Source organism: Peribacillus asahii (assembly GCF_003570725.1).
Lineage (GTDB): Bacteria > Bacillota > Bacilli > Bacillales > DSM-1321 > Peribacillus > Peribacillus asahii.
In genome coordinates, this window is record NZ_QWVS01000015.1 from 25,300 (window position 1) to 49,008 (window position 23,709).

Genomic DNA, 23,709 nt, shown 5'->3' on the forward strand with positions numbered 1-23,709 from the left:
CCTAAAAACCCATTGAAATATTTCTTCCATTGAATAGGCAAGCACCCGTACATAATGAAGGGCGCTTGCGCTTTGCTCATCTATTAATTCGTTACTTTTTCTTCTAGTTCTTTCATTATAATTACACGATTTACAGCATTTAAATATGCTTTAGCAGACGCTTCTAATACGTCCTGATCTAAACCGCGTCCACTTGTTTCAACACCTTGGTAGTTCATCTTCACATATACTTGTGCTAACGCATCCATACCACCGCCGACGGATTGAATTCGATAATCTTCTAACTCAATTTCGCCGCCTAGGCATCTTTCAAGTGTATTATAAAGCGCTTCAACACTACCTGCTCCCGTTGCAGCTTCTTGGACTGTTTCTCCCTCACCTTTTTTCAAGGTAACTGTAGCTGTTGGAATTTGATTTGTGCCGTGTGAGATTTGCATAGATACTAAATCATAAGCAATACTATCTGTTGCCTTTTCCTCTAAAACAAGAGCAACTAAGTCTTCATCTGTCATCTGTTTCTTCTTATCCGCTAGCTCTTTGAATTGAACGAATAGACGATTCATTTCTTCTTCACTTACTTGGAAGTTCAACTCTTGTAATCGTTCTTTAAAAGCATGTCGACCAGAGTGTTTACCTAAAACAAGCGAGTTCGAGGACACACCAACAAGTTCTGGAGAAATGATTTCATACGTTGTTTTTTCCTTCAAGACGCCATCTTGGTGAATACCAGATTCATGTGCATAAGCGTTTGCACCGATGACTGCCTTATTAGGAGGAACCGTCATCGCTGTTAAACGGCTCACTAAATCACTCGTTCTTTTAATTTCATTAAGCGTTAAACGTGTTTGTGCTTGATAATAGTCTTGGCGAATACGAAGCGCGACAGCTACTTCTTCAAGAGCTGCGTTACCAGCACGTTCACCAATTCCATTAATCGTACCTTCAACTTGCGTTGCACCGCCTTCAATTGCTGCTAGAGAGTTGGCTGTTGCCATTCCTAAATCATCATGGCAGTGAGAAGATAGACTTACTTTATCAATAGAAGGAACGTTTTCACATAAATAACGGAAAATGTTACCATATTCAATTGGTGTTGCATATCCTACTGTATCCGGAATATTGATAACTTTTGCCCCCGCTTGGATTACCGCTTCAACGATTTCAGCTAAATAATCCAACTCTGTGCGGCTCGCATCTTCAGCTGACCATTGTACAATCGGGAAACGTTCTGAAGCGTATTTAACCATTGCTACAGCGCGCTCAACGACTTGTTCTTTTGTCATTTTCAACTTGTACTCACGATGGATTGGTGAAGTCGCGATGAATGTATGCAAACGAGGTTGTGCCCCATCCTTTAAAGCATCCCAAGCAGCATCAATATCACCTTTAACCGCACGCGCCAGCCCTGTAACAGAGCTGTTTTTAATGCGGCGCGCGATTTCTTGAACAGAGTTAAAGTCACCTTTGGAAGCGGCTGGAAAGCCCGCCTCCATAATGTCTACACCTAAACGTTCCAGTTGATAAGCGATCTCGATTTTTTCCGAAAAATTTAAATTGACACCCGCAGATTGTTCACCATCACGTAATGTTGTGTCAAAAATATTAATTTTTCGCAACAGCTACCACTTCTTTCTCCTGTTGTTGTGGTTTAACGAATGGCATCATTTTACGTAGTTCACGACCTACTACTTCGATTGGGTGTTCGTTCTCTTGACGGTTGATTGCATTGAACACTGGACGGTTAGCTTGGTTTTCTAAGATCCAACCTTTTGCAAATTCACCATCTTGGATATCTTTTAATACAGCTTTCATTGCTTGTTTAGAAGCTTCTGTTACAACGCGTGGTCCAGAAACGAAGTCTCCCCATTGTGCTGTATCAGAGATTGAGTAGCGCATGTTTTCCATTCCGCCTTCATACATAAGGTCGATGATTAATTTTAATTCATGTAAACATTCGAAGTAAGCAACTTCTGGTTGGTATCCAGCTTCTGTTAATGTTTCGAAACCAGCTTTTACAAGAGAAGTTAAGCCACCGCAAAGAACTGCTTGCTCTCCGAATAAATCTGTTTCTGTTTCTTCTTTAAATGTTGTTTCAAGACCACCTGCACGTAAAGAACCGATGCCGCGAGCATAAGCAAGTGCTAATTCTTTAGCTGTACCTGTTACGTCTTGGTAGATTGCGAATAGAGCTGGAACACCTGCGCCTTCAGTGTATGTACGGCGTACAAGATGTCCTGGACCTTTTGGTGCTACTAATAATACGTCTACGTCAGCTGGTGGAACGATTTGGCTGAAGTGAACATTGAATCCGTGTGCGAACATTAGAGCTTTACCAGCAGTTAGAGCAGGTTCGATTTCTTCTTTGTATACTTTTGGTTGAGTTTCATCTGGAAGTAAGTTCATGATTACGTCTGCTTGCTCAGCTGCTTCTTTAACTGAAAATACTTGGAAACCATCTTCTTTTGCTTTTTCAGCAGATTTTCCTGGACGGATTCCGATAATTACGTCTACACCGCTCTCGCGAAGGTTTTGTGCATGTGCGTGTCCTTGTGAACCGTAACCAACGATCGCTACTTTTTTACCATTGAAGAAATTTTCGTTTGCCTCTGCGTTATAATATACTTTTGCCATAATTAATACATCTCCCTTTTCTTTTCTAAAGTTAGTTTTTTAGTTTTTAGTTAATTCATTTATTAAATTAAACAATCGTTTGGGCCTTGCTGCTTTTACTATTGGCTAACTGCATTCCGCGTGGGAAAGCAGCCGTTCCTGTTCGAGCTAACTCTTTAATGCCATATGGTTTAATCAGTTCAATAAAAGCTTCAATCTTATCAGATTCACCTGTAATTTGAACTGTTAAGCTATCTTTACTGACATCAATAACAGAAGCACGGAAAGGTTCAATAACAGCATATATTTCAGCTCGCGTTTGACTTGTCACTTGAACTTTAATCAGTGCCAATTCGCGCGCAACGATTGCTTGATTACTAATATCATTTACTTTTAATACATCAATTTGTTTATGAAGCTGTTTAGTTATTTGTTCGATAACTGTTTCATCATCTACTTGAACAACGACGGTGATTCTTGAAATCCCTTCTTGCTCAGAAGAACCAACCGTAATGCTTTCAATGTTGTAATTTCTTTTTGTAAACAGGTTCGTAATCCGATTAAGAACTCCTGGCCTATTGTTTACAGTAAGAGTAAGAATTCCTTTCATGATTACACTCCTTCCATTTCATGGAGAGCTTTTCCTGCTGCTACCATCGGATACACATTTTCTTCTGGTTTGACACGGAAATCGATTAATACAGGACCATCGATTGCCAATGCTTCCTCAATGCGCGCGCTTGCTTCTTCTTCCGTGCTTACTGAAAAGCCAGGAATACCGTAAGCATCCGCTAATTTCACAAAATCAGGCTGTGATTTGAATACACTTTGTGAATAACGCTTCTCGTAGAAAAGTTCTTGCCATTGTCTAACCATTCCTAAAACTCCATTATTAAGAATGATGATTTTGACTGGTAAGTTTCTTTCTGCGATTACGCCTAGTTCTTGGCTGCACATTTGGAAACCACCATCACCTGAAATGGAAAGCACGGTAGCTTCAGGGTTCGCAAGCTGTGCACCAAGTGCTGAAGGTAAACCAAAGCCCATTGTGCCAAGTCCGCCGGAAGTAACCCATGAATTCGGTTTATTAAAGCGATAGTATTGCGCTGCCCACATTTGATGTTGACCGACATCCGTTGTAACGATGGCCTCTCCATTTGTTTTTTCATGAAGAAGTTCAATCACTCGTTGTGGCATTAAATATTCATCAGACGATGTATAGCGCAATGGAAATTCTTTATTCCACTTAGCAAGTTGATTCATCCACTCAGTAATTCCAGGTTTTTTACCATTCTGAGCAATTAACTCTGCCAATGCTTCTTTTGCATCACCAACAACCGGGATTTTCGTTGGAACGTTTTTCCCAATTTCAGCTGGGTCAATATCGATATGAGCAACGGTTGCATTAGGTGCAAAGTCTGAAAGTCTACCTGTTAAGCGGTCGTCAAATCGAGCGCCGATATTGACGAGTAAATCACATTCTGATAAAGCCATGTTGGCTGCATAACAACCATGCATGCCGGCAAGCCCAACGTATTGTGCATGATCCGCCGGGAATCCGCCAAGTCCAAGTAAAGTATGAACAACTGGAAGACCTTGTTGCTCTGCATATTCTAATAGTTGATCAGCTGCCTTCGAATGAAGAACACCCGCACCCGCAAGAATGACCGGCTTTTTAGCACCACTCACAGCCTCAACTAATTTGCGAATTTGCAAATAGTTCGGTTTCGTTGTTGGCTGATAACCTGGAAGATCCATCTCAGGTTCTAAGTGTGAAATCGCTTCTCCAATTGCCATATCTTTCGGAATATCAATTAATACAGGACCCGGACGGCCAGTTGATGCGATATAAAAAGCTTCTTTAATAATCCGTGGAAAATCTTTAGGATCTCTCACTTGATAATTATGTTTGGTAATCGGAGTCGTAATTCCAAGAATATCTGCCTCTTGGAACGCATCGGAACCAATCAATCCAGTAGCCACTTGCCCAGTAAAAACAACTAACGGTAAAGAATCAATCATAGCATCCGCTAAACCTGTTACAATATTCGTTGCACCAGGCCCTGATGTTACGATTACTACTCCCGGTTTGCCTGTAATTCTTGCATACCCTTCCGCTGCATGAATTGCGCCTTGCTCATGCCTTGTTAAAACATGGAACAAACCTGAATTATATAGTTTATCGTAAATTGGTAATGCAGCACCGCCAGGATAGCCGAAAATAACATCTACATTTTCCCTTTTCAATGCTTCTGTTAAAAATTCAGCACCAGTGTACTTTACTTGCTCACTCTTCCTGCCAGCTGCTACAGTCTTCTGCGTCATACGAATAGTCCCCTCCATTTTCCTTTTAAATATTTTAATATTTCAGCCATTTCTGAATATAAAAAAGCCTCTTCCATCCCAATTCGCTTGCATATAGCAAACCAAAGGGGTGAAAGAGGCTATTTGGCCTATCCACGGTACCACCCTTTTTCGTACAAAACTTTCTGTACGCACTTTCTTTTTTTGATAACGGGTGCTGGTTTTGCACCCGTTCAGTTCTACTAGTTGACCGTTCAAACTGAAACTCCAAGGTGAGTTCATCTCTCGGGACAATACCGGCTCTCAGCAAGTACCGGCTCTCTGTGACTGCCTAACGAAGGACTACTTATCCTCTTCAATGTTTTACACATAATTTATGTTTTCAAAGTTTTTTAAAATTTGTTGTGTTGTATTTGTCGTAATAATACGCTGAATTTAAGAAGGAGTCAACAGGTTTTTTAAGAATTGTTTGATAATTCTAATTCATCACTTTTTTGTATACGCTTACATCCGCGTTATTATCTTATTTTCCTACAAAAATTTTATTTTATAAAAAAAAATTAATAAAAAAATGCGATTCTTAGTACATAAACAATTTATTCCATATTATTTTCCAACTAGTTCCTAAATAACTAATTTATCATTTTAATGGAATAAAATTACCAAAACTTCAAAACAACATATGCCTTTGTTCAAAGAGCTCCTCAAAAAAACTGAGAGCGAAACAGATTGAACTGTTTCGCTCTCAGTTTTTTCATTACTTAGCAATTATATCTTGATATTCTTTATTTTTTTCAAACTCTCTTACAACAAAGGAACACTCTGGCACAATCTTAAGATTTTCCTGACGAGCAAATTCAACAACTTTTTCAACGAGTTGGTTACCAATTTTTTGTCCGCGCAGCTTCTCGGAAACGTATGTATGATCAACTGTAATTTGCTTATCTCCGGAATGCACATACGTAATTTCCGCTAATTTCTCACCATCTGTTTCAATAAAAAAGCGATTTTCCCCATGCTCAATATTTGCCATGTTCTTCCCTCCTATTTTTCTAAAACATGGAAATATCATACATTATTTAAACCAATAATTCAAATAACAGAATCCGTTTTCAACGTTCAGCTAGCAGAATTAAATTTTTTTTGCGATAAACACCTAAAATAATCCCCATCATAAACGAGTTGACAATCATATAAGCTGTTCCATAACTAACGAAAGGGTAATATCCTTCTGATAACGAATATTGTTCAGGATGAAGAAATCCTTTCAGCCTTGCTAACTGATACTCTTTCATCCAAAGTATCGACGTGACTATCACTCCTATGACTCCTGTCATATAAGCGGCACTAGCCAGAGCAACCTTTTTCGCTCTAAATGACTGTTCCAAACCATAACTGAATAAATCACACTAATCACAAAACTGGCTGTATTAAGAAACAAAACGGGAGAAACAACGTAAAGAATACTAACATGATAAATATTAACCTTCTTATTAGATAATAATCCCGCCCACCCTAGTAAAAACAAAGGCAATGTAATTATCATATCTGACATTGCAACCCCCGGTATATGTAAATATGTTCTTCCATTTACTACAATACCAAACCATTGTGTGTATAAAATGAATGCACAGCCTAATCCGAAAAATAGCCAGCCGTACTTTTTCCATTTTGTATAATCAAACACCAACGTACTGACAACGATACCTATCCCCGCCACCACGCTTGCTAACTTTTGAAAAAGCGATAAATGTGTTTCCTCCGTCATTAACACGAAAAAAGGGAATCTAAAAAATCATTTTATAAATGATTTTTTAGATTCCCCTTTTATTCAAAATAAAAAAGCTGATATACCGGAGCATATCAGCTTTTTTCATGACTAGCTAGCGTCCCAGGAGAGATTCGAACTCCCGACCGACGGCTTAGAAGGCCGTTGCTCTATCCTGCTGAGCTACTGGGACATAATAAATTTCCTTTAAGACATTTATTATTATATTTCCATCTCTATAAAAAGTCAACCGTTTTTTAAAAAATACTTTTAAGAAGTAATCTATAACTTTTAACTCAAAGTAATAAATGAATTTCAATGTTGGATTAGTGCAAAAATTACAGAGAATGAGTATGTATCAATCTTAGAAATATAAAAGGAGAGGCATTTTTTGTCCCTCCATATTTTACTCACTATTAATGATACTGAAACCAAGGAAACCATTTATTATTTATATCCTTAACTATATACAATTCCCCAAGTGATGCACTTTGAGCTGGGAGTAGCTTCGGAAACCTTAGCCTTACAAACCAAGACTGATCTGCTACTTCTTTTCCACAAAAGTTCATAGCCATTTTGTAATAATTCTTCTCAAATCCTGTAAGACTTGGCATAGGCTTAATAATCTCAATTCTCCACCCTTTATAATCAGGACTGAAGCCATAAACCTTCGGGATAATTTTATTTAAGGCATTTATAAGCTCATCTTTATCCTTTTCACTTGTAGAAATCAGGATTTTAGAATTAGGACATTCTGAACCATCTAGTTTTGCCCCTATGGAGACTGTAGGAAATATAAAAAAGAGTAACATTAAGGGCATTAAGATTTTTCTCATGTTCTCACCTCAAGTATATTCTTACCTAAGTCATACTTACATACGAGAAAACTTTTCTGCCTCTATATGGTCACTCATTCTCCTTCGTTAAAAATAACTTAGAGGTAATAGATAATTGCAGACATATTGTAGGGATAAAAAAGAGATGCTCCCACAGTATTCTAATCTGTGTTAGCATCCTTTGCCTATCAAAACCCCTGTCATACCAAGGTTTAAACTGTTATGTAATGGCGTCCCAGGAGAGATTCGAACTCCCGACCGACGGCTTAGAAGGCCGTTGCTCTATCCTGCTGAGCTACTGGGACATATAGGATAGACAGGAAGAAATACCCGCCTATTCATTATATCTAATTTTAGCTGATTTGATAAGTATTATTTAATTCTTCAACTACTTTTCCTGTAATATCATAAAAAGTCACGTTCACTTGCTGATTTATAATATCGAGGATCGCATACGTCTTCTCCTTGCGGCCGCGCGGTTGACGAATGCTTCCAGGATTAACATACAGCCTGCCATCAATTAATTCAGAGCCAGCTGCATGCGAATGACCAAAGCAAATAATCTTCGCATCAGTTTCCTCGCTTCTATAGGAAATACTAAGAAGCGTCATTTTCACATTATATAAATGTCCATGTGTAATCAAAAACTTTTGATCTGCTATTTCTTCGACAATATCATTGGGATACGTCATATCACGGTCACAATTACCACGCACCGCTGTCCATTCCATCATAAGCGGGTCTTCCTTCATAAGTTCAGAATCGCCACAGTGAATCATCGATACTACTTCATGTTTATGTCGTTCTGCGATTATACTGATTTCATCTGTTAAGCCATGACTGTCACTCATAACGAGCACTTTCATTTTTACTTTCCTTCTTCCTTTAAAAATGCATCTAACTTGTCTTCAAGTGCTTTTAAAGCATTAGCACGATGGCTAATTTTATTTTTTTCTTCTTTTGTCAGTTCAGCTGTTGTTTTTCCTAACTCCTCTACAAGAAAAATTGGATCATAACCAAAACCGTTGTCACCTACAGGTTGTTCTGTAATAATTCCTTCAATTGTTCCTGATACCGTAATCGTTTCTTGATTTGGGGAAGCAACCGCTAGAGCACAATAAAATCTCGCTGTTCTCTTTTCTTTTGGTACACCTGCCAATTCACGCAGCACTTTGTTGGTGTTCGCTTCATCATTTTTTTCTTCTCCTGCATAACGTGCAGAATAAACACCTGGGCGTCCATCTAATGCATCAACGATTAATCCAGAATCATCAGCGACAACGACTTGATTATATTCCTTAGCAATGGCCTCTGCTTTTAAAATAGCATTTTCCTCAAAGGTTGTCCCTGTTTCTTCTACATCAGGTGAATGAGGTACATCAAGAAGCGTTTTTACTTTATATCCTTTTGCTTGAAATAAACTTTCGAACTCTTTCGCTTTTCCTTCATTTTTCGTAGCAATAATAACAGTCTTCACAAGAGGCATCTCCTTTTATTTAAGCTCTCTGTTAAATAGCTTTCATTTTAGGCTCATTTCCCCCTTCAGCAAGGCTGAAAGGCGTGTAAACTCCATTTTCACACGAATAAGGTGAAAATCGTATGACAAAGCCTGATTTAACTATATACTATGTATACTCCTAGTCTAACATAAGTGGCTCGATTCGATAAAAAAATAAAGAGGCAGCGTATCGCTAACCTCCATTTTCAACATTAGAAGCTTCCTGTATTCACTTGATCCGGACGAACGACTGGCTCTGATAACTTTTTCCCTTCTTCATTGACTACATCCGCTTTTCCATTCACTTGTATTTCTACACTTTCGATGCCTTTTTGTTCAGTTAAAGATAAAACAAGTGCATTTAGCAACGATTGTGACACTTTCTTTTCCTTCTCTTTAAAGCTATTTAAAATAGACTCATTAAAATTCAACGTCACTTTGCCATCCTCAAGGACCGGCTTATCAACTAAAGCAATATCTGGAACAAATTCAGTCTGAAGCTTAGACGACATCCCAGGTCCCTTCGCTAATTCAGTAATAGCAGCCGTAATATTATCTTCCGTATTTTCACTTACTCGACGTGTAACCGGGACATAATAATAATTGCCTGGTTCTCCCCCTACATAATAAACGGTTAATGCTTTTGTATTCATAATATCAACAACATCACTTGTATCTAGATTAATCCCTGACGTACGTGATAATTCTTCATGAATCGGTGTGCCTCCTACGGGCATTTCCGTTAATTTCTCACCGTTTAAGCGCAACTGCACTTTCTCAATGGATTCGAATTGAGTCAGTGTCCAAGTAATAGCTTGTAAAATCTTTAATTCATCTTCTTTTTGGTAATTTTTAAACTCCTTTGAGAAATCGGCAATTGCGACACCATCTTTAATATCTACATCTACCTGTGTATCCGCAGGTAGAACGGCTCGGAAACCATTTGGCAGCATATCTGTTACAGGGCCTTTCTCGACTAAATATTCCAAAGCTTGTTTTGCAGCTCCTTCAGACTTTGGAAGTTCAATCGTTTGCGGGACAACATAACCATCTTTATCAATTAAATAAAGCTCCCTCTTAATTGTATTCTCAACTGCTTGCTTTTCTCCTTCTACGTTCTGACCATCACCATTCGTTTCCTCAAGAGCCGGCTGCTCATCTACTAAGGAAACATCTGTAGGAGGATCAATTTGTTTTTTCTCTTCCCCACCAAATAAGCCGCAGCCAGCAAGCCAAACAGAAGAGGCTAAAAGCGTTGTCACTACTGTTATTTTTCTTATTTTGGACATAAAATCACTCCTAGGACAGTTTGTACTACTATTTATACGAGCCCTCTGAGATTTTAGACCTTTTATTAAAAGAAGCGGAGGTAAATTATATAGTCCATAATATAGGAATCTTATAGAAAAACTAAAAAAAAAGACCTCCGAATGGAAGTCTTATAATGAATCAATCTTAATGGTCTCAACCGTTTCAATATCGCGATTAAGCCATTTTGAAGCAATTTCACTAAAGATATCTTTAGATCCTGTCGTAAAAAAGCGATGGACAGGACGCTCTTTACTTCGATTCATTAATCGATAGTAATCCAAGATTACACTTGCTTCACGGGCCGTTTCATCTCCTGAAGAAATTACCTGCACACGACCTCCCATATAGCGGGAAATAACTGGACCAAGCAGTGGATAATGCGTACAACCAAGAATTAATGTATCAATTTTTGTTTTCTTCAAAGGCTTTAATGTTTCTGCGACAACCCTGCCGACAATCTCGCCCTCAAACTCACCGCTTTCAACGATTGGAACAAATTTCGGACAAGCTAAACTTGTCACTTTTACATGATCATTAATAGAAGCAAGCGCTTCATCATACGCATGACTTTTTACCGTTCCAATTGTACCGATTACACCAATATGTAACGTATCGGATACTTTGATTGCTGCTCTTGCTCCAGGATGAATAACCCCTAGCACAGGAATTGCCAGTTCCGCTCGAATATCCTCTAAAGCAGCAGCTGTCGCTGTATTACACGCAATAATTAGCATTTTAATATCATGTTTTAATAGAAAACGGGTCATTTGCCACGTGAATTTTTTTACATCTTCTTTTGATCTTGGTCCATAAGGGCATCTAGCCGTATCTCCTAAATAGATAACCTGTTCGTTGGGAAGCTGTCGCATAATTTCTTTTACAACCGTCAACCCACCGACTCCTGAATCTATAATTCCAATTGATTTCAAAAAACTCGCCTCATTCTTCCTTCATTTCATGGTGCAATTTTGTTAAAGCAGCTTTCAAAGAAGCGATGTCTATATCACTAAAGAAAGTAGCATGTCAGTCAAATAACAAATTACTTCATAACTCTAGCTTCTTATCCGCTCCCTGAATATCATACTCCCATTTTGGAGGAAAGTGAATGAGATTTCAACTGTTAGCTAGAAAAACACGACTTATCTCCCCTCTTTATAAAAATCAATATCTTTTTATACTCCAACTTTTTAACTCTTAAAATATAAGACGTGTGAAACCAAGGTTTCACACGTAACGATCCTAGAATCAGCAGCGTCCTAATATTATATAGTTACAGGACAAAAACAGAGCAGCAACATAGGTGTTGAACAATGAATTGTTAACATTTCCTTTGATGCTGCTCACCATGGGAGAGAGGTTTCTATATGAATATTTACATAGAATGCAGTCAAAACATTAAAGCTTAAGTTCTCCCATACGAAGGAGTTCTATAACCGCTTGTGAACGCCCCTTAACTCCAAGCTTTTGCATCGCATTAGAAATATGATTTCGAACTGTTTTCTCGCTTATAAACAATTCACCTGCGATTTCTTTTGTTGTTTTGTCCTGTACTAGTAACTCAAATACTTCTTTTTCTCTTTTGGTGAGTAGTGGCTTATGAGTGAATTCGTTCTCCTTCAATTAATGTAACCCTCCTTGCCTTCACCAGCATAAAACCCGGAGTGGGTGTCTATTTAGTCACGATATAGTATGTAGATAAAGGCGAGGGAGTGACTCTTTTGCTTATATAATTTAAATTTTCTTTTCTTACTCTACTTCTTGAAATTGTCCTAATACCGCTTTCACTTCTTCACTCCAGGGAAGGGATCTCCCAGTAGCTTTCGAAATTTGAACAAGTGCTCCCCTGCCCGTATAGCAAACTGAGCCGTCTTCCTTTGTAATCATATAATGAAGATCCACAGATGAAGTACCAATTTTTGCTACCTTAACATGCACATATAAGTGCTCATCAAAAAACACCTGTTGAAGATAATCACATTGCAAATCAGCTACAACAATGATAGCATCATTGTTTGCCTCTAGCCATCTTTGCATTAAGCCTAAATGCTTAAAGTATTCCATTCTTGCTTCCTCAAAATACGTGAATGTAACCGTATTATTTAAATGACCGAACATATCTGTTTCCGAAAAACGAACCTTCACCTCTTGCTTAAAGAAAAAACTAGCTTGCCACTGTTCAAAATTTTCAATATATGAAATTCTACTCAAAATGCTGCCTCCTCTTATTCAATGAATGGTTATTCATTCATTCTAAAGTAAAATGTATATGATTGAAAGAATTTTACATAATATACCTAGGTTTTATGAAGTAGTCTCACACACCTTTCCACTATAAAGCTAGAATAAAAATACGCAAAAAAAAGAACCTGCATCATAAGATACAGGTTCTTTTCATACAATTGATTAAACTTGATCGCTTCCGAAGAAGTTACGGAATGATTGGATTGCAGTATCACGGTTAAGAGCTGCAATTGAAGTTGTTAATGGAATACCTTTTGGACAAGACTGTACGCAGTTTTGTGAGTTACCGCAGTTAGCAAGTCCTCCATCTGTCATAATTGCATTCAAACGTTCTGCTCTGTTCATCGCACCAGTTGGATGAGCGTTGAATAAACGAACTTGTGATAATGGTTGTGGTCCAATAAAGTTTGAGCCGTCATTCACATTTGGACATGCTTCTAGACATACACCACAAGTCATACATTTAGCTAATTCGTAAGCCCATTGACGTTTACGCTCTGGCATACGAGGACCTGGTCCAAGATTGTACGTTCCATCGATTGGAATCCAAGCTTTTACCTTTTTCAAGTTATCGAACATACGGCTACGATCAACTTGAAGGTCACGAACAACTGGGAATGTACGCATTGGAGCAAGACGAACAGGTTGCTCTAATTGATCAACAAGTGCTGTACATGATTGTCTTGGTTTTCCATTGATAACCATTGAACATGCCCCACACACTTCTTCCAAACAGTTCATATCCCAAGCAATTGGAGTTGTTTTCTTACCACTTTTTGTTACAGGATTACGACGAATTTCCATTAATGCTGAAATTACGTTCATATTAGGACGATATGGTAATTCAAATTCCTCATCATAAGGAGCTGAATCTGGTGTATCTTGACGAGTAATGATAAAACGTACTGTTTTAGTTTCAGACATTTGGTGTTCTCTCCCTTCTTAATGTTTAGTTGTATAATCGCGTTTACGAGGTGGAACTAGCGACACATCGATATCTTCATAATGGAATGCTGGTGCTTGATCTAAGCCTTTAAACGTAGCCATTGTTGTTTTCATGAAGTTCTCATCATCACGATCTGGGAACTCTGGCTTGTAGTGCGCTCCACGGCTTTCGTTACGGTTTAAGGCACCGATTGTCATAACACGAGCTAGTTGCAGCATGTTTTGTAATTGTCTAGTAAATGCTGCACCTTGGTTGCTCCATTTAGCAGTATCGTTGATGTTAATCTTTTTATAACGTTCCATCAACTCAAGAATTTTGTTATCTGTTTCTTTCAATTTAGCATTGTAACGAACAACCGTCATATTATTAGTCATCCATTCTCCAAGCTCTTTATGAAGAATGTAAGAGTTTTCTGTACCATCTAATGACATAATGTTGTTCCATTTTTCTTGCTCTTGTTTTACATAACCGTCAAATAATGAAGAAGGAAGTGCATCCGTTGTTTTCTCTAATCCTTCAATATATTTAACTGCATTTGGTCCTGCTACAGATCCACCGTAGATAGCAGATAGAAGAGAGTTAGCTCCTAGACGGTTCGCACCATGTTGAGAGTAATCACACTCACCTGCAGCAAATAGACCTTTGATATTTGTCATTTGGTCATAATCTACCCATAGTCCACCCATTGAATAGTGAACCGCAGGGAAAATTTTCATTGGAAGTTTACGTGGATCTTCACCCATGAATTTCTCGTAAATTTCAATGATACCACCAAGTTTAATATCAAGTTCTTTTGGATCCTTATGTGAAAGATCAAGGTAAACCATGTTTTCCCCATTGATACCTAGCTTATCGTTTACACATACGTCGAAGATTTCACGAGTCGCGATATCACGAGGTACTAAGTTTCCGTATGCTGGGTATCTTTCTTCTAAGAAATACCAAGGTTTTCCGTCTTTATATGTCCATACTCGTCCACCTTCACCACGAGCAGACTCACTCATTAGGCGAAGTTTGTCATCACCAGGAATCGCTGTTGGGTGAATTTGAATGAACTCACCGTTCGCATAGTTAACACCTTGTTGGTATACGATAGATGCTGCTGAACCTGTGTTGATCATTGAGTTTGTAGATTTACCAAAGATAATTCCTGGTCCACCGCTCGCCATAATCACAGCGTCAGCAGGGAATGCTTTGATTTCCATAGAAGCTAAGTTTTGAGCAACAACTCCACGTGCTGTTTGTTGTTCATCAATTACAGCTCCAAGGAATTCCCAGCCTTCATACTTCGTTACAAGGCCTTCTACTTCATAACGACGTACTTGCTCGTCCATCGCATAAAGTAATTGTTGACCAGTTGTTGCACCAGCAAATGCTGTACGGCTATGTTGTGTTCCACCAAAACGACGGAAGTCAAGTAAACCTTCTGGTGTACGGTTAAACATAACGCCCATACGGTCAAACATATTGATAATTCCTGGTGCTGCTTCACACATCGCTTTTACTGGTGGTTGGTTCGCTAAGAAGTCCCCACCGTATACTGTATCATCAAAGTGGATCCACGGAGAATCCCCTTCACCTTTTGTATTAACTGCTCCATTAATACCGCCTTGGGCACATACAGAGTGAGAGCGTTTTACAGGAACTAGTGAGAATAACTCAACCTGTTTCCCCATCTCTGCCGCTTTAATCGTAGCCATTAAACCTGCTAGTCCGCCACCGACGATAGCTATTTTACCTTTACCCAAACTTGTCACTCCCTTATTTCCATTATCAAAAATCTTATAATGTTCTTTGCTTAATTCATTCGCTTATCATACAAAAGCGAAAATCGCGCTAACACCAATGTAAGAAAGCACAACGAATACTACTAATGTAACATAAGTCATGATTTTTTGTGATTTAGGTGTAATTGTTAATCCCCAGCTAACTGCAAATGACCATAATCCATTAGCAAAGTGGAAAATCGCTGAAATAATACCCACAATGTAAAATGCAATCATAATTGGATTTGAGAAGATTTCAGCCATCATGTCAAAGTTAACTTCTGACCCTAAAGCCTTTTGAACTCTAGTTTCCCAAATGTGCCAAACAAGGAAAATTAAAGTGATAATTCCAGTTAAACGTTGTAACATGAACATCCAGTTACGGAAGAATCCAAATCTTCCTAAATTGTTTTTAGCTGTAAACGCAATATAGATCCCATAAACAGCATGGAAAATCAATGGTAGATAAATAACAACCCACTCTACCGCTATCAAGATTGGAACGTATTCAATTGCATGAACTGCATTATTGAAAGTTTCCTCTCCTTTTGTTGCCATAAAGTTCACTGATAGATGGAAGATGAGGAATAACCCGATTGGAATTACCCCAAGAAGTGAATGAAGCCTACGATTTCCAAACTCACGATTTTTTGCCACTAAGTGCCCCCCCTTAATTTGTGAAAAATCATGCTCAGATAAATTGGTGGCTACCTTTTATCCTCGCACCAATGCAAGCATAGAATGATTTCTATACTTTTTTACAATTATGTGACACCACTATTTTACTCCTCACTTTTATAGGCGTCAAGAAAACGGATACAAGATTTCTTTTTTTCACGATAGAAATTCGTGATAATCCAGCAAGATGAATTCTAAATTATCTAAATTTTTACAAAAAATATTATTATAGGCATCTATATCACAGAATAATATGTTAATATTTTCCAATTGTTCCCGAAAATATTTTAAAAAATAGTACAGCATCAAAATGAAAATTGTTTATAATAGATTTACAGAAAGAGGCGATTCACAATGAAAAAAAATCTCGCAGAAACTTTAGAAGACTCTGCAATAAACGAACTTCAAATTCCTACTTTTGGCTATGAACTCATTCGAGAAATTGTCTTAGATAATATCCTCGGACAAGACTCCTACCAAATCCTTTATTGGACTGGAAAACAGTTAGCTAGAAAGTTCCCTTTGAGTAGTATGGGTGAAGTGGTTGCATTTTTTCAAAGTGCTGGCTGGGGTGATTTAATCATCGAAAAAGAAACAAAAAATGAAATGGAACTCACCTTAACCGGAGAAATTATCAATCGCCGCCTAGAGCTCTATTCGAACTGCCATTTCCAACTAGAAACTGGATTCCTCGCTGAGCAGAGCGCCCTTCAAAAAAAATGCAGCAGTGAAGCAGTTGCTGAAATTAAAAAACGCGCAAAAAGAGTGATTTTCACGGTTCAATGGGATCCAAAAGACCCACTTTAATCGTACTGTAAAACAGACTTACAATAAAGTAAGTCTGTTTTACACCTCTTAATTAAGCTAACGCTTTGGAATGAGCACCTAGGTTGAAGGCAACATGCAGAGCTTCTACCGCTTTAACCATTTCCTGTTCATTAATAACAGTCGACACTTTAATTTCTGATGTGCTAACCATTTTCACCTGGATTCCCGTGTTCGCCATCACTTCAAACATTTCAGCTGCAACTCCCGGGTTTGAGACCATACCTGAACCAACGATTGATACTTTCGCTAAGCCATCTTCTGTTTCGATTCTTTCAAACTCAAGGTTCGGCTTATTACTTTCCAATACTTGAAGAGCTTCTTGAAGAACTTCACTTTTAATTGAAAACGAAAGATTTGTTGTTTCTTCAGATGTCATTGTTTGAATAATGATATCTACGTTAATATGATGCTTTGCGAGCGTTGTAAAAATGGTTGATAAAGTGCTAAGTGTACGCGGTAAACCGAATACCGTCACACGTGTAATTTTATCTTCAAAGGCAATACCTCTTACAATTAAATTTTCTTCCATTGTTGCGTCCTCCTCAATAATCGTCCCTGATTCTTTCTCCATACTAGAACGTACTTCTAGTGGAATGTGATAATTTTTAGCAAACTCAACTGCACGTGGGTGAAGTACGCCAGCTCCTAAATTTGCAAGCTCTAACATTTCATCATATGAAATCGATAAGAGCTTTCTTGCCTCTTTAATATAGCGTGGGTCCGTCGTAAATACGCCCGTTACGTCTGTATAAATGTCACAGCGTTGTGCTTTCAGTGCTGCAGCTAATGCAACAGCTGTTGTATCTGAACCTCCGCGCCCTAGTGTCGTAATGTTCCCTTCCTCATCTATCCCTTGGAATCCAGCAACGACAACCACTTTCCCTGCTTGTAATTCCGCTTCCATACGCTTCGTATCAATTTGTAAAATGCGTGCATTGCCATGGACTGCTTCCGTTTGGATTCCTGCTTGCCATCCTGTAAATGAAATCGTTTGCTGACCTTGCTCAAGTAAGGCCATTGTTAATAAAGAAATCGTAACCTGCTCACCTGTTGACAGCAGCATATCCATTTCACGCTTACTTGGATTATCTGTAATTTCCTTTGCCATTGTTACCAATTCATCCGTTGTTTTGCCCATCGCTGACACAACGACAACAACATCGTTCCCTCGCTCTACTTCTTCCATGACCCGTCTTGCCACATTTTTAATTTTCGTGACACTTCCAACGGATGTACCACCAAACTTCTGTACAATAATTGGCATATTCATTCATCCCTCTCTGCTGTTTATACTAAACTAAACTGAATTTGATATGTACAAGCACAAAAAAAGCAACGAGATATATCTCATTGCTTTGTCCGCGAAAAACACTATAAATACGGCAAATACAGTGAGATAGCTCTCCAGGAAATTCTTCCTGACAGTCTGCCATTTATTCAATGTCAAACCAGAAAAACAAAGTATGAGTTTTGTTTTCCTTCGGCGATTTCCCCTTTCAAAACCTTTCATAGAAGCTCATACTTCTCCAGGTTTCTACTCTTGAATCTCGCACCTCTATCAGCACTTTTTAATTGTCATGTTCAAAATCCTTCTTGAGTATAGCATAGAGGAGAAAGTGAATCAAGTTCATTTCTGAAATTTTTGGAAGATGGCCTCTGCTACTTTTTCGGGCATACCTGCTTGAACGAGCTCTTCAATAGAGGCTTCTTTTATTTTTTTTAGCGAACCGAATAATTTAAGCAATTGCTTACGCCTCTTCTCACCAACTCCTGGGATATCGTCAAGCTGTGAATGAATCGCATTTTTCCCGCGAAGTTGCCGATGGAAGGTGATCGCAAATCGATGCACTTCATCTTGAATTCGTTGTAATAAATAAAACTCCTGACTCTGTCGATCAAGTGGAATAATTTCAAGCGGATTCCCTATCATCAATTCAGATGTACGATGCTTCTCATCCTTTACTAGACCAGCTAACGGTATATCTAGGCCTAATTCATTCTCCAAAATATCCCTAACCGCTTCAACATGCCCTTTTCCTCCGTCAATAATGATTAAATCCGGTAATGGCAAGCCTTCTTTTAACACACGTGAATATCTTCTGCGTACAACTTCCCGCATCGATTCATAATCATCCGGCCCTTGCACCGTTTTAATTTTATATTTGCGGTATTCTTTTTTTACTGGTTTCCCATCTATAAATACAACTAGTGCGGATACAGGATTTGTTCCTTGAATATTGGAGTTATCAAACGCTTCAATACGATGAGGTGTATAAATTCCTAACTGCTTCCCTAAATTCTCGACAGCCTTTATAGATCGTTCCTCATCTCGTTCAAGAAGAGAGAATTTTTCATGTAGTGCTAATTTAGCATTTTTATTCGCTAAATCAAGCATGTCCTTTTTCTGACCACGTTTTGGTTGAATAATTTTCACATCGAGAAGACGTTCGGCTAGATCTGCCTCAACCGTCTCTGGAATCAAAATTTCCTTCGGCTTTAAGTGATGATCCATTTCATAAAAACGGCCTAAAAAGGTAAGCAGTTCTTCCTCTGGTTCATTATAGGCTGGAAAAAGCGAAACATCGCGTTCAATTAATTTCCCCTGACGTACGAAAAACACCTGCACACACATCCAACCCTTATCATAGGCAAATCCAAAAATATCGCGATCTGTAAAATCATTCGTCATCATCTTTTGCTTTTCCATCGTAACATCAATATGAGCAATTTGGTCACGTAACTCCTTTGCTCGCTCAAAATCTAATTCTTCAGCAGCGGCATGCATGCTCTCTGTTAACGCCTTCTTTATTTCAACATGTCCGCCATTTAAGAAACGATTGATTTCATCTACAATTTCCGTATATTGCGCTTGCTCTACCTCCTTCACACAAGGAGCAAGACACTGACCTAAATGATAATAAAGACACACTCGATTCGGCAACGTATCACATTTACGAAGCGGATAGATTCGATCAAGCAGCTTCTTTGTTTCAGTAGCAGCAGTCACATTGGGATACGGACCAAAGTATTTCCCTTTGTCTTTTTTCACTTTCCTTGTAATAAGAAGGCGAGGATGCTTTTCTGCTGTAAGCTTAATAAATGGATACGTTTTATCATCCTTCAACATAATATTATATTTTGGATCGTATTGTTTGATTAAGTTCAACTCTAAAATAAGAGCTTCAATGTTAGAGGATGTGACAATGTATTCAAAGTCTTCAATTTCATTTACAAGTCGTAACGTTTTCCCATCATGTGAGCCTGTAAAATAAGAACGCACACGATTTTTAAGCACTTTTGCTTTCCCGACATAAATAACTGTCCCTTGACGGTCCTTCATTAAATAACAGCCAGGTTGATCTGGAAGAAGGGCTAATTTATTCTTGATTTGCTGATTCATGAACTCCCCCGCCTTATCATTTCTTCTTATTATTACTATACAGGAAATACTCCTATCTAAAAAATAAACATCTACATTATAAGAGACTTAAAACAAAACTTATTACCTGTAATAGCGAAAGTTAGTGTCTTTTCCTAATAGTTTAGTCCTTGAAAACGATTAAACTTTCTTAAAGCAAAAAAAAATCTCCAAGTCTCAGACTCGAAGATTTTTTTGCAATCATTAAGCGTGTTTAGCAAGAAGTTCAGCTAAAGCTTCTTTTGGTTGGAAACCAACTACTTTATCGACAGCCTCACCGTCTTTAAGAACGATCAATGTTGGAATACTCATAACACCAAATTTACCAGCTGTTTCTTGGTTTTCATCAACATCCACTTTAACGATTTTCGCTTTACCAGCGATTTCACTATCAAGCTCTTCAAGAACAGGAGCAATCATTTTACAAGGTCCGCACCACGGAGCCCAAAAATCAACTAGAACAACACCTTCGTTTGTTTCAGCTGCAAAAGTTTGATCAGTTGCATTTACAATAGCCATTTATAAAATCCTCCTCATATTTACTCAAATAATCAAAAATAGTATACCATTGATGATTACGTTCGTGCTATTAATTTGCTTCATCGCTAATTTTCCCAAAACTATCTATATATATGTACACAAAAAGGTATTCATCAGACGAGCCGATGAATACCTTATGTATTTCTATAACTTAAGCGTTTACTTTTAACTTCTTAAATTCTTCTGTTAAAAGTGGAACAACTTCAAATAGGTCACCAACAATACCATAGTCAGCAACATTAAAGATGTTTGCTTCTGGGTCTTTGTTAATAGCCACAATTACTTTTGAGTTAGACATTCCCGCTAAATGTTGGATAGCTCCGGAAATACCACATGCGATATATAAATCCGGTGTAACAACCTTCCCAGTTTGTCCAATTTGTAAAGAATAGTCACAGTAATCCGCGTCACAAGCACCACGAGAAGCCCCAACTGCTGCACCAAGAACTTCCGCAAGTTCTTTTAATGGTTCAAAGCCTTCAGCACTCTTCACACCACGACCACCAGAAATGATAACTTTTGCTTCTGAAAGATCTACACCTTCACTTGCTTTGCGAACAACATCTTTAATAATTGTACGTAAATCTGTAATATTCGCAGACAGTGTAACAACATCTCCTGAACGAGACTCATCTTTTTGTAATGGTTCAATGTTATTTGGACGAATCGTTGCAAAAACTAGACCGCCTGTAACAATTTTCTTCTCAAATGCTTTACCTGAATAAATCGGGCGAGTAAACACAGTGTTTCCGCCTGCTACTTCAAGAGACGTAACATCTGAGATTAAGCCTGCTTCTAATTTCCCAGCTACTTTTGGTGCTAAATCTTTTCCTAATGAAGTATGTCCGATAATTAAACCGTCTGGATTTTCTGATTCAATCACAGCAAGCAAAGCCTGTGAGAAGCCATCAGAAGTATATTGAGCCAGTTTAGCATCTTCTACAACGACCACTCGGTCTGCACCATACTGAATTAACTCCACTCCTAAAGCTTGAACGCTATCTCCAATTAACACACCAACTACTTCTCCGCCATCTGCAGCAACTTTTGCAGCACCGATTGCTTCAAATGATACATTTCTTAGTGAACCATCTCGAACTTCTCCTAATACAAGAAACTTGCTAGCCATTATAAAAACCTCCTGCGCTCTTTTTTATCTATTTACTCGTCTATTTACTTCGAAATTTCTAATAATTAGATGACTTTCGCTTCACTGCGTAATAATTGAACAAGTTCACCAACTTGTGCAGAAATGTCACCACTTAGTACTTTTCCTGCTTCTTTTGTAGGTGGTAAAAAGATTTCAATTGTTTTTGTTTTCGCTTCCACATCATCTTCTTCTAAATCTAAATCATCCAATTCTAATTCTTCAAGCGGCTTTTTCTTCGCTTTCATGATCCCTGGTAAAGAAGGATAACGTGGCTCATTTAGGCCTTGTTGTGCTGTTACTAACAATGGAAGAGTCGTTTCAATTGTTTCTGAATCCCCTTCTACATCACGTGTAACACTTACTGTTGTACCTGCAATATTTAAGTCTGTAATCGTTGTTACATAAGGAATATTAAGAAGTTCTGCAACACGTGGTCCCACTTGACCAGAACCGCCATCGATTGCTACATTTCCTGCTATAATAAGATCTACTTCTTTATCTTTTAAGTATTCAGCCAATACTTTTGATGTTGTAAATTGATCTCCATTTTCTACGTCATCTTCAATATTAATTAATACCGCTTTATCAGCACCCATTGCTAAAGCCGTACGCAGTTGTTTTTCAGCTTCTTCGTTTCCAACAGAAACAACTGTTACTTCGCCGCCTTGAGCGTCTCGTATTTGAATCGCTTCTTCCACAGCATACTCATCATAAGGGTTAATAATAAATTCAGCGCCCTCTTCATTGATTTTGCCGTTAGAAAGCGTAATTTTTTCTTCTGTATCAAATGTTCTTTTCAGTAATACATAAATGTTCACGATAATCCCTCCTGAGTGTTTTAAATTCCTAAGATTCTGAAAAGTCAAAATCCATATATATTAAGTATTCTTCAAAATCCAACAAATTCCTTTAAATTTTTTGAAAAAAATGTATTTTTACGTTTTTTTACTTATTTACCTATAAAAATAGGTTCTCTTTTTTCAATGAATGCACTAATTCCTTCTTTTGCATCGTCTGACTCAAAAATTTTCCCGAATTGTGCTGCTTCATTTGCCACACCTTTGTAATAAGAGTCATCCTTTAAATAGTTTAATTGTTCAATAATAGCTTTTAGAGCAAGAGGGCTTTTCTTTGCTATTTTAAAAGCTAGTTCTTTCGCTTTTGAAAGTAATTCTTCATCGGAGTAAGCTCGGTTCGCTAGACCATATTGGACAGCTTCCACTCCTGTAATCGGTTCACTTGTAAATAGCATTTCCGCAGCTTTGGCTGTACCTACATAACGTGGAAGTCGTTGTGTACCTGCAAAACCTGGGATTAAACCTAATTGCAGCTCTGGTAAACCAAGCTTTGCTCCTTCTGTTACTAAGCGAATATGACAAGACATTGCTAATTCAAGACCACCGCCTAATGCAGCTCCGTGAACAGCAGCGATGACCGGTATTGGAAATTTTTCGATTTTTTCCAATACCGCTTGTCCATTCGCAGCTAAGGCAGAGAAAGCAGAACCATCTTCAATTTGAGTAAATTCCTTAATATCCGCTCCTGCTGAAAAGAATCTTCCTTCACCGTGAAGCAAGATAACTCTCACTTCTTCATTCTGACTAAGTTCATCTAAGACTTCGGATATCTCCTTAATCATTCCCGAAGAAAGTGCATTTGCAGGTGCTCTATTAATCGTAATAAAAGCAACATGGTCCTCAACTGCAAGCTTTAAGTACTCCATTTCTTCTCCCCCATCTTGGTTGCTGAATTCTCAAGTCATCAATAAGCACTTGATATGTATTCACTCTTCTTTTCCATTCGGAAAACAAGCTT

The 23,709-nt window shown here is 38.2% G+C and carries 24 protein-coding genes, 2 tRNA genes, 1 riboswitch and 1 other annotated feature; of the genes, 1 reads left to right on the forward strand and 25 read right to left on the reverse strand.

All coding sequences use genetic code 11. From position 1 onward, the window contains the following. Positions 1–83: 83 nt before the first annotated feature. From D1953_RS08580 to D1953_RS08675, 19 genes are all read right to left on the reverse strand, one after another. Positions 84–1,616, reverse strand: a complete 1,533-nt coding sequence (locus D1953_RS08580; RefSeq protein ID WP_119116768.1) for a 2-isopropylmalate synthase — start codon at positions 1,614–1,616, stop codon at positions 84–86. Continuing rightward, positions 1,603–2,631 (reverse strand): ketol-acid reductoisomerase, encoded by a 1,029-nt coding sequence (ilvC, locus tag D1953_RS08585; RefSeq protein WP_119116769.1) that lies wholly within the window; start codon positions 2,629–2,631, stop codon positions 1,603–1,605. Before ilvC ends, D1953_RS08580 begins: the two co-directional genes overlap by 14 nt. 67 nt (positions 2,632–2,698) lie before the next feature. Beyond that, positions 2,699–3,220, reverse strand: coding sequence for an acetolactate synthase small subunit (gene ilvN / locus D1953_RS08590; RefSeq protein WP_119116770.1), 522 nt, complete (start codon positions 3,218–3,220; stop codon positions 2,699–2,701). Positions 3,221–3,222: 2 nt separating this feature from the next. Further along, the gene (gene ilvB, locus D1953_RS08595) at positions 3,223–4,935 is read right to left on the reverse strand and encodes an acetolactate synthase large subunit (RefSeq protein ID WP_119116771.1); all 1,713 of its coding nucleotides are present in this window, start codon (positions 4,933–4,935) and stop codon (positions 3,223–3,225) included. A 102-nt stretch (positions 4,936–5,037) separates the two neighbouring features. Further along, positions 5,038–5,282 (reverse strand) — a binding site (T-box leader). Positions 5,283–5,671: 389 nt separating this feature from the next. Beyond that, a complete protein-coding gene (locus tag D1953_RS08605) occupies positions 5,672–5,947 on the reverse strand; it encodes a GNAT family N-acetyltransferase (protein WP_119116773.1) in 276 nt (91 codons plus the stop codon). A gap of 79 nt (positions 5,948–6,026) precedes the next feature. Beyond that, a complete protein-coding gene (locus tag D1953_RS08610) occupies positions 6,027–6,233 on the reverse strand; it encodes a hypothetical protein (RefSeq protein WP_142920443.1) in 207 nt (68 codons plus the stop codon). A gap of 14 nt (positions 6,234–6,247) precedes the next feature. Then, positions 6,248–6,682 (reverse strand): hypothetical protein, encoded by a 435-nt coding sequence (locus tag D1953_RS08615; protein WP_142920444.1) that lies wholly within the window; start codon positions 6,680–6,682, stop codon positions 6,248–6,250. A gap of 119 nt (positions 6,683–6,801) precedes the next feature. Then, positions 6,802–6,875: transfer RNA gene (locus D1953_RS08620), tRNA-Arg, on the reverse strand. A 223-nt stretch (positions 6,876–7,098) separates the two neighbouring features. Further along, positions 7,099–7,518: a hypothetical protein gene (locus D1953_RS08625; protein ID WP_119116776.1), complete on the reverse strand. Its 420-nt coding sequence runs from the start codon at positions 7,516–7,518 to the stop codon at positions 7,099–7,101. 228 nt (positions 7,519–7,746) lie between these two features. Beyond that, a tRNA-Arg gene (locus tag D1953_RS08630) sits at positions 7,747–7,823 on the reverse strand. A 48-nt stretch (positions 7,824–7,871) separates the two neighbouring features. Next, on the reverse strand, positions 7,872–8,384 hold the full coding sequence (locus D1953_RS08635; RefSeq protein WP_119116777.1) for a metallophosphoesterase family protein: 513 nt from the start codon (positions 8,382–8,384) through the stop codon (positions 7,872–7,874). Between the two features lie 2 nt (positions 8,385–8,386). Beyond that, complete coding sequence (locus D1953_RS08640) at positions 8,387–8,995, reverse strand: XTP/dITP diphosphatase (RefSeq protein WP_119116778.1); 609 nt, start codon at positions 8,993–8,995, stop codon at positions 8,387–8,389. Between the two features lie 233 nt (positions 8,996–9,228). Further along, complete coding sequence (locus D1953_RS08645) at positions 9,229–10,305, reverse strand: GerMN domain-containing protein (protein WP_119116779.1); 1,077 nt, start codon at positions 10,303–10,305, stop codon at positions 9,229–9,231. A 150-nt stretch (positions 10,306–10,455) separates the two neighbouring features. Continuing rightward, on the reverse strand, positions 10,456–11,256 hold the full coding sequence (gene racE, locus D1953_RS08650; RefSeq protein WP_119116780.1) for a glutamate racemase: 801 nt from the start codon (positions 11,254–11,256) through the stop codon (positions 10,456–10,458). Positions 11,257–11,722: 466 nt separating this feature from the next. Then, positions 11,723–11,947 carry a helix-turn-helix domain-containing protein gene (locus D1953_RS08655; protein ID WP_028392149.1) on the reverse strand — a complete coding sequence of 75 codons (225 nt, stop codon included), beginning with the start codon at positions 11,945–11,947 and terminating at the stop codon, positions 11,723–11,725. A 126-nt stretch (positions 11,948–12,073) separates the two neighbouring features. Then, positions 12,074–12,535 carry an acyl-CoA thioesterase gene (locus tag D1953_RS08660; RefSeq protein ID WP_119116781.1) on the reverse strand — a complete coding sequence of 154 codons (462 nt, stop codon included), beginning with the start codon at positions 12,533–12,535 and terminating at the stop codon, positions 12,074–12,076. A gap of 195 nt (positions 12,536–12,730) precedes the next feature. Beyond that, on the reverse strand, positions 12,731–13,492 hold the full coding sequence (sdhB, locus tag D1953_RS08665) for a succinate dehydrogenase iron-sulfur subunit (protein ID WP_119116782.1): 762 nt from the start codon (positions 13,490–13,492) through the stop codon (positions 12,731–12,733). 18 nt (positions 13,493–13,510) lie between these two features. Continuing rightward, entirely contained in the window at positions 13,511–15,262 is a 1,752-nt protein-coding gene (gene sdhA, locus D1953_RS08670; RefSeq protein WP_119116783.1) for a succinate dehydrogenase flavoprotein subunit, read from the reverse strand. Between the two features lie 66 nt (positions 15,263–15,328). Further along, entirely contained in the window at positions 15,329–15,937 is a 609-nt protein-coding gene (locus D1953_RS08675; protein ID WP_119116784.1) for a succinate dehydrogenase cytochrome b558 subunit, read from the reverse strand. Positions 15,938–16,312: 375 nt separating this feature from the next. Here D1953_RS08675 and D1953_RS08680 point away from each other — a divergent pair, with 375 nt between their 5' ends. Further along, positions 16,313–16,765, forward strand: coding sequence for a YslB family protein (locus D1953_RS08680; RefSeq protein ID WP_119116785.1), 453 nt, complete (start codon positions 16,313–16,315; stop codon positions 16,763–16,765). A 52-nt stretch (positions 16,766–16,817) separates the two neighbouring features. Here the strand turns inward: D1953_RS08680 and D1953_RS08685 are convergent, their stop codons facing one another. The 6 genes from D1953_RS08685 to D1953_RS08710 all read right to left on the reverse strand — a co-directional run bounded on the left by D1953_RS08685 (position 16,818) and on the right by D1953_RS08710 (position 23,617). Then, entirely contained in the window at positions 16,818–18,050 is a 1,233-nt protein-coding gene (locus tag D1953_RS08685) for an aspartate kinase (protein WP_119116965.1), read from the reverse strand. A gap of 125 nt (positions 18,051–18,175) precedes the next feature. Continuing rightward, a riboswitch (Lysine riboswitch) is annotated at positions 18,176–18,352 on the reverse strand. Positions 18,353–18,413: 61 nt separating this feature from the next. After that, positions 18,414–20,186: an excinuclease ABC subunit UvrC gene (gene uvrC, locus D1953_RS08690; protein WP_119116786.1), complete on the reverse strand. Its 1,773-nt coding sequence runs from the start codon at positions 20,184–20,186 to the stop codon at positions 18,414–18,416. Positions 20,187–20,408: 222 nt separating this feature from the next. Beyond that, complete coding sequence (trxA, locus tag D1953_RS08695; RefSeq protein ID WP_119116787.1) at positions 20,409–20,723, reverse strand: thioredoxin; 315 nt, start codon at positions 20,721–20,723, stop codon at positions 20,409–20,411. A gap of 172 nt (positions 20,724–20,895) precedes the next feature. Next, positions 20,896–21,873 carry an electron transfer flavoprotein subunit alpha/FixB family protein gene (locus D1953_RS08700; RefSeq protein ID WP_119116788.1) on the reverse strand — a complete coding sequence of 326 codons (978 nt, stop codon included), beginning with the start codon at positions 21,871–21,873 and terminating at the stop codon, positions 20,896–20,898. A gap of 65 nt (positions 21,874–21,938) precedes the next feature. After that, entirely contained in the window at positions 21,939–22,712 is a 774-nt protein-coding gene (locus D1953_RS08705; RefSeq protein ID WP_119116789.1) for an electron transfer flavoprotein subunit beta/FixA family protein, read from the reverse strand. A gap of 131 nt (positions 22,713–22,843) precedes the next feature. Then, positions 22,844–23,617, reverse strand: coding sequence for an enoyl-CoA hydratase (locus D1953_RS08710; protein ID WP_119116790.1), 774 nt, complete (start codon positions 23,615–23,617; stop codon positions 22,844–22,846). Positions 23,618–23,709 lie beyond the last annotated feature (92 nt).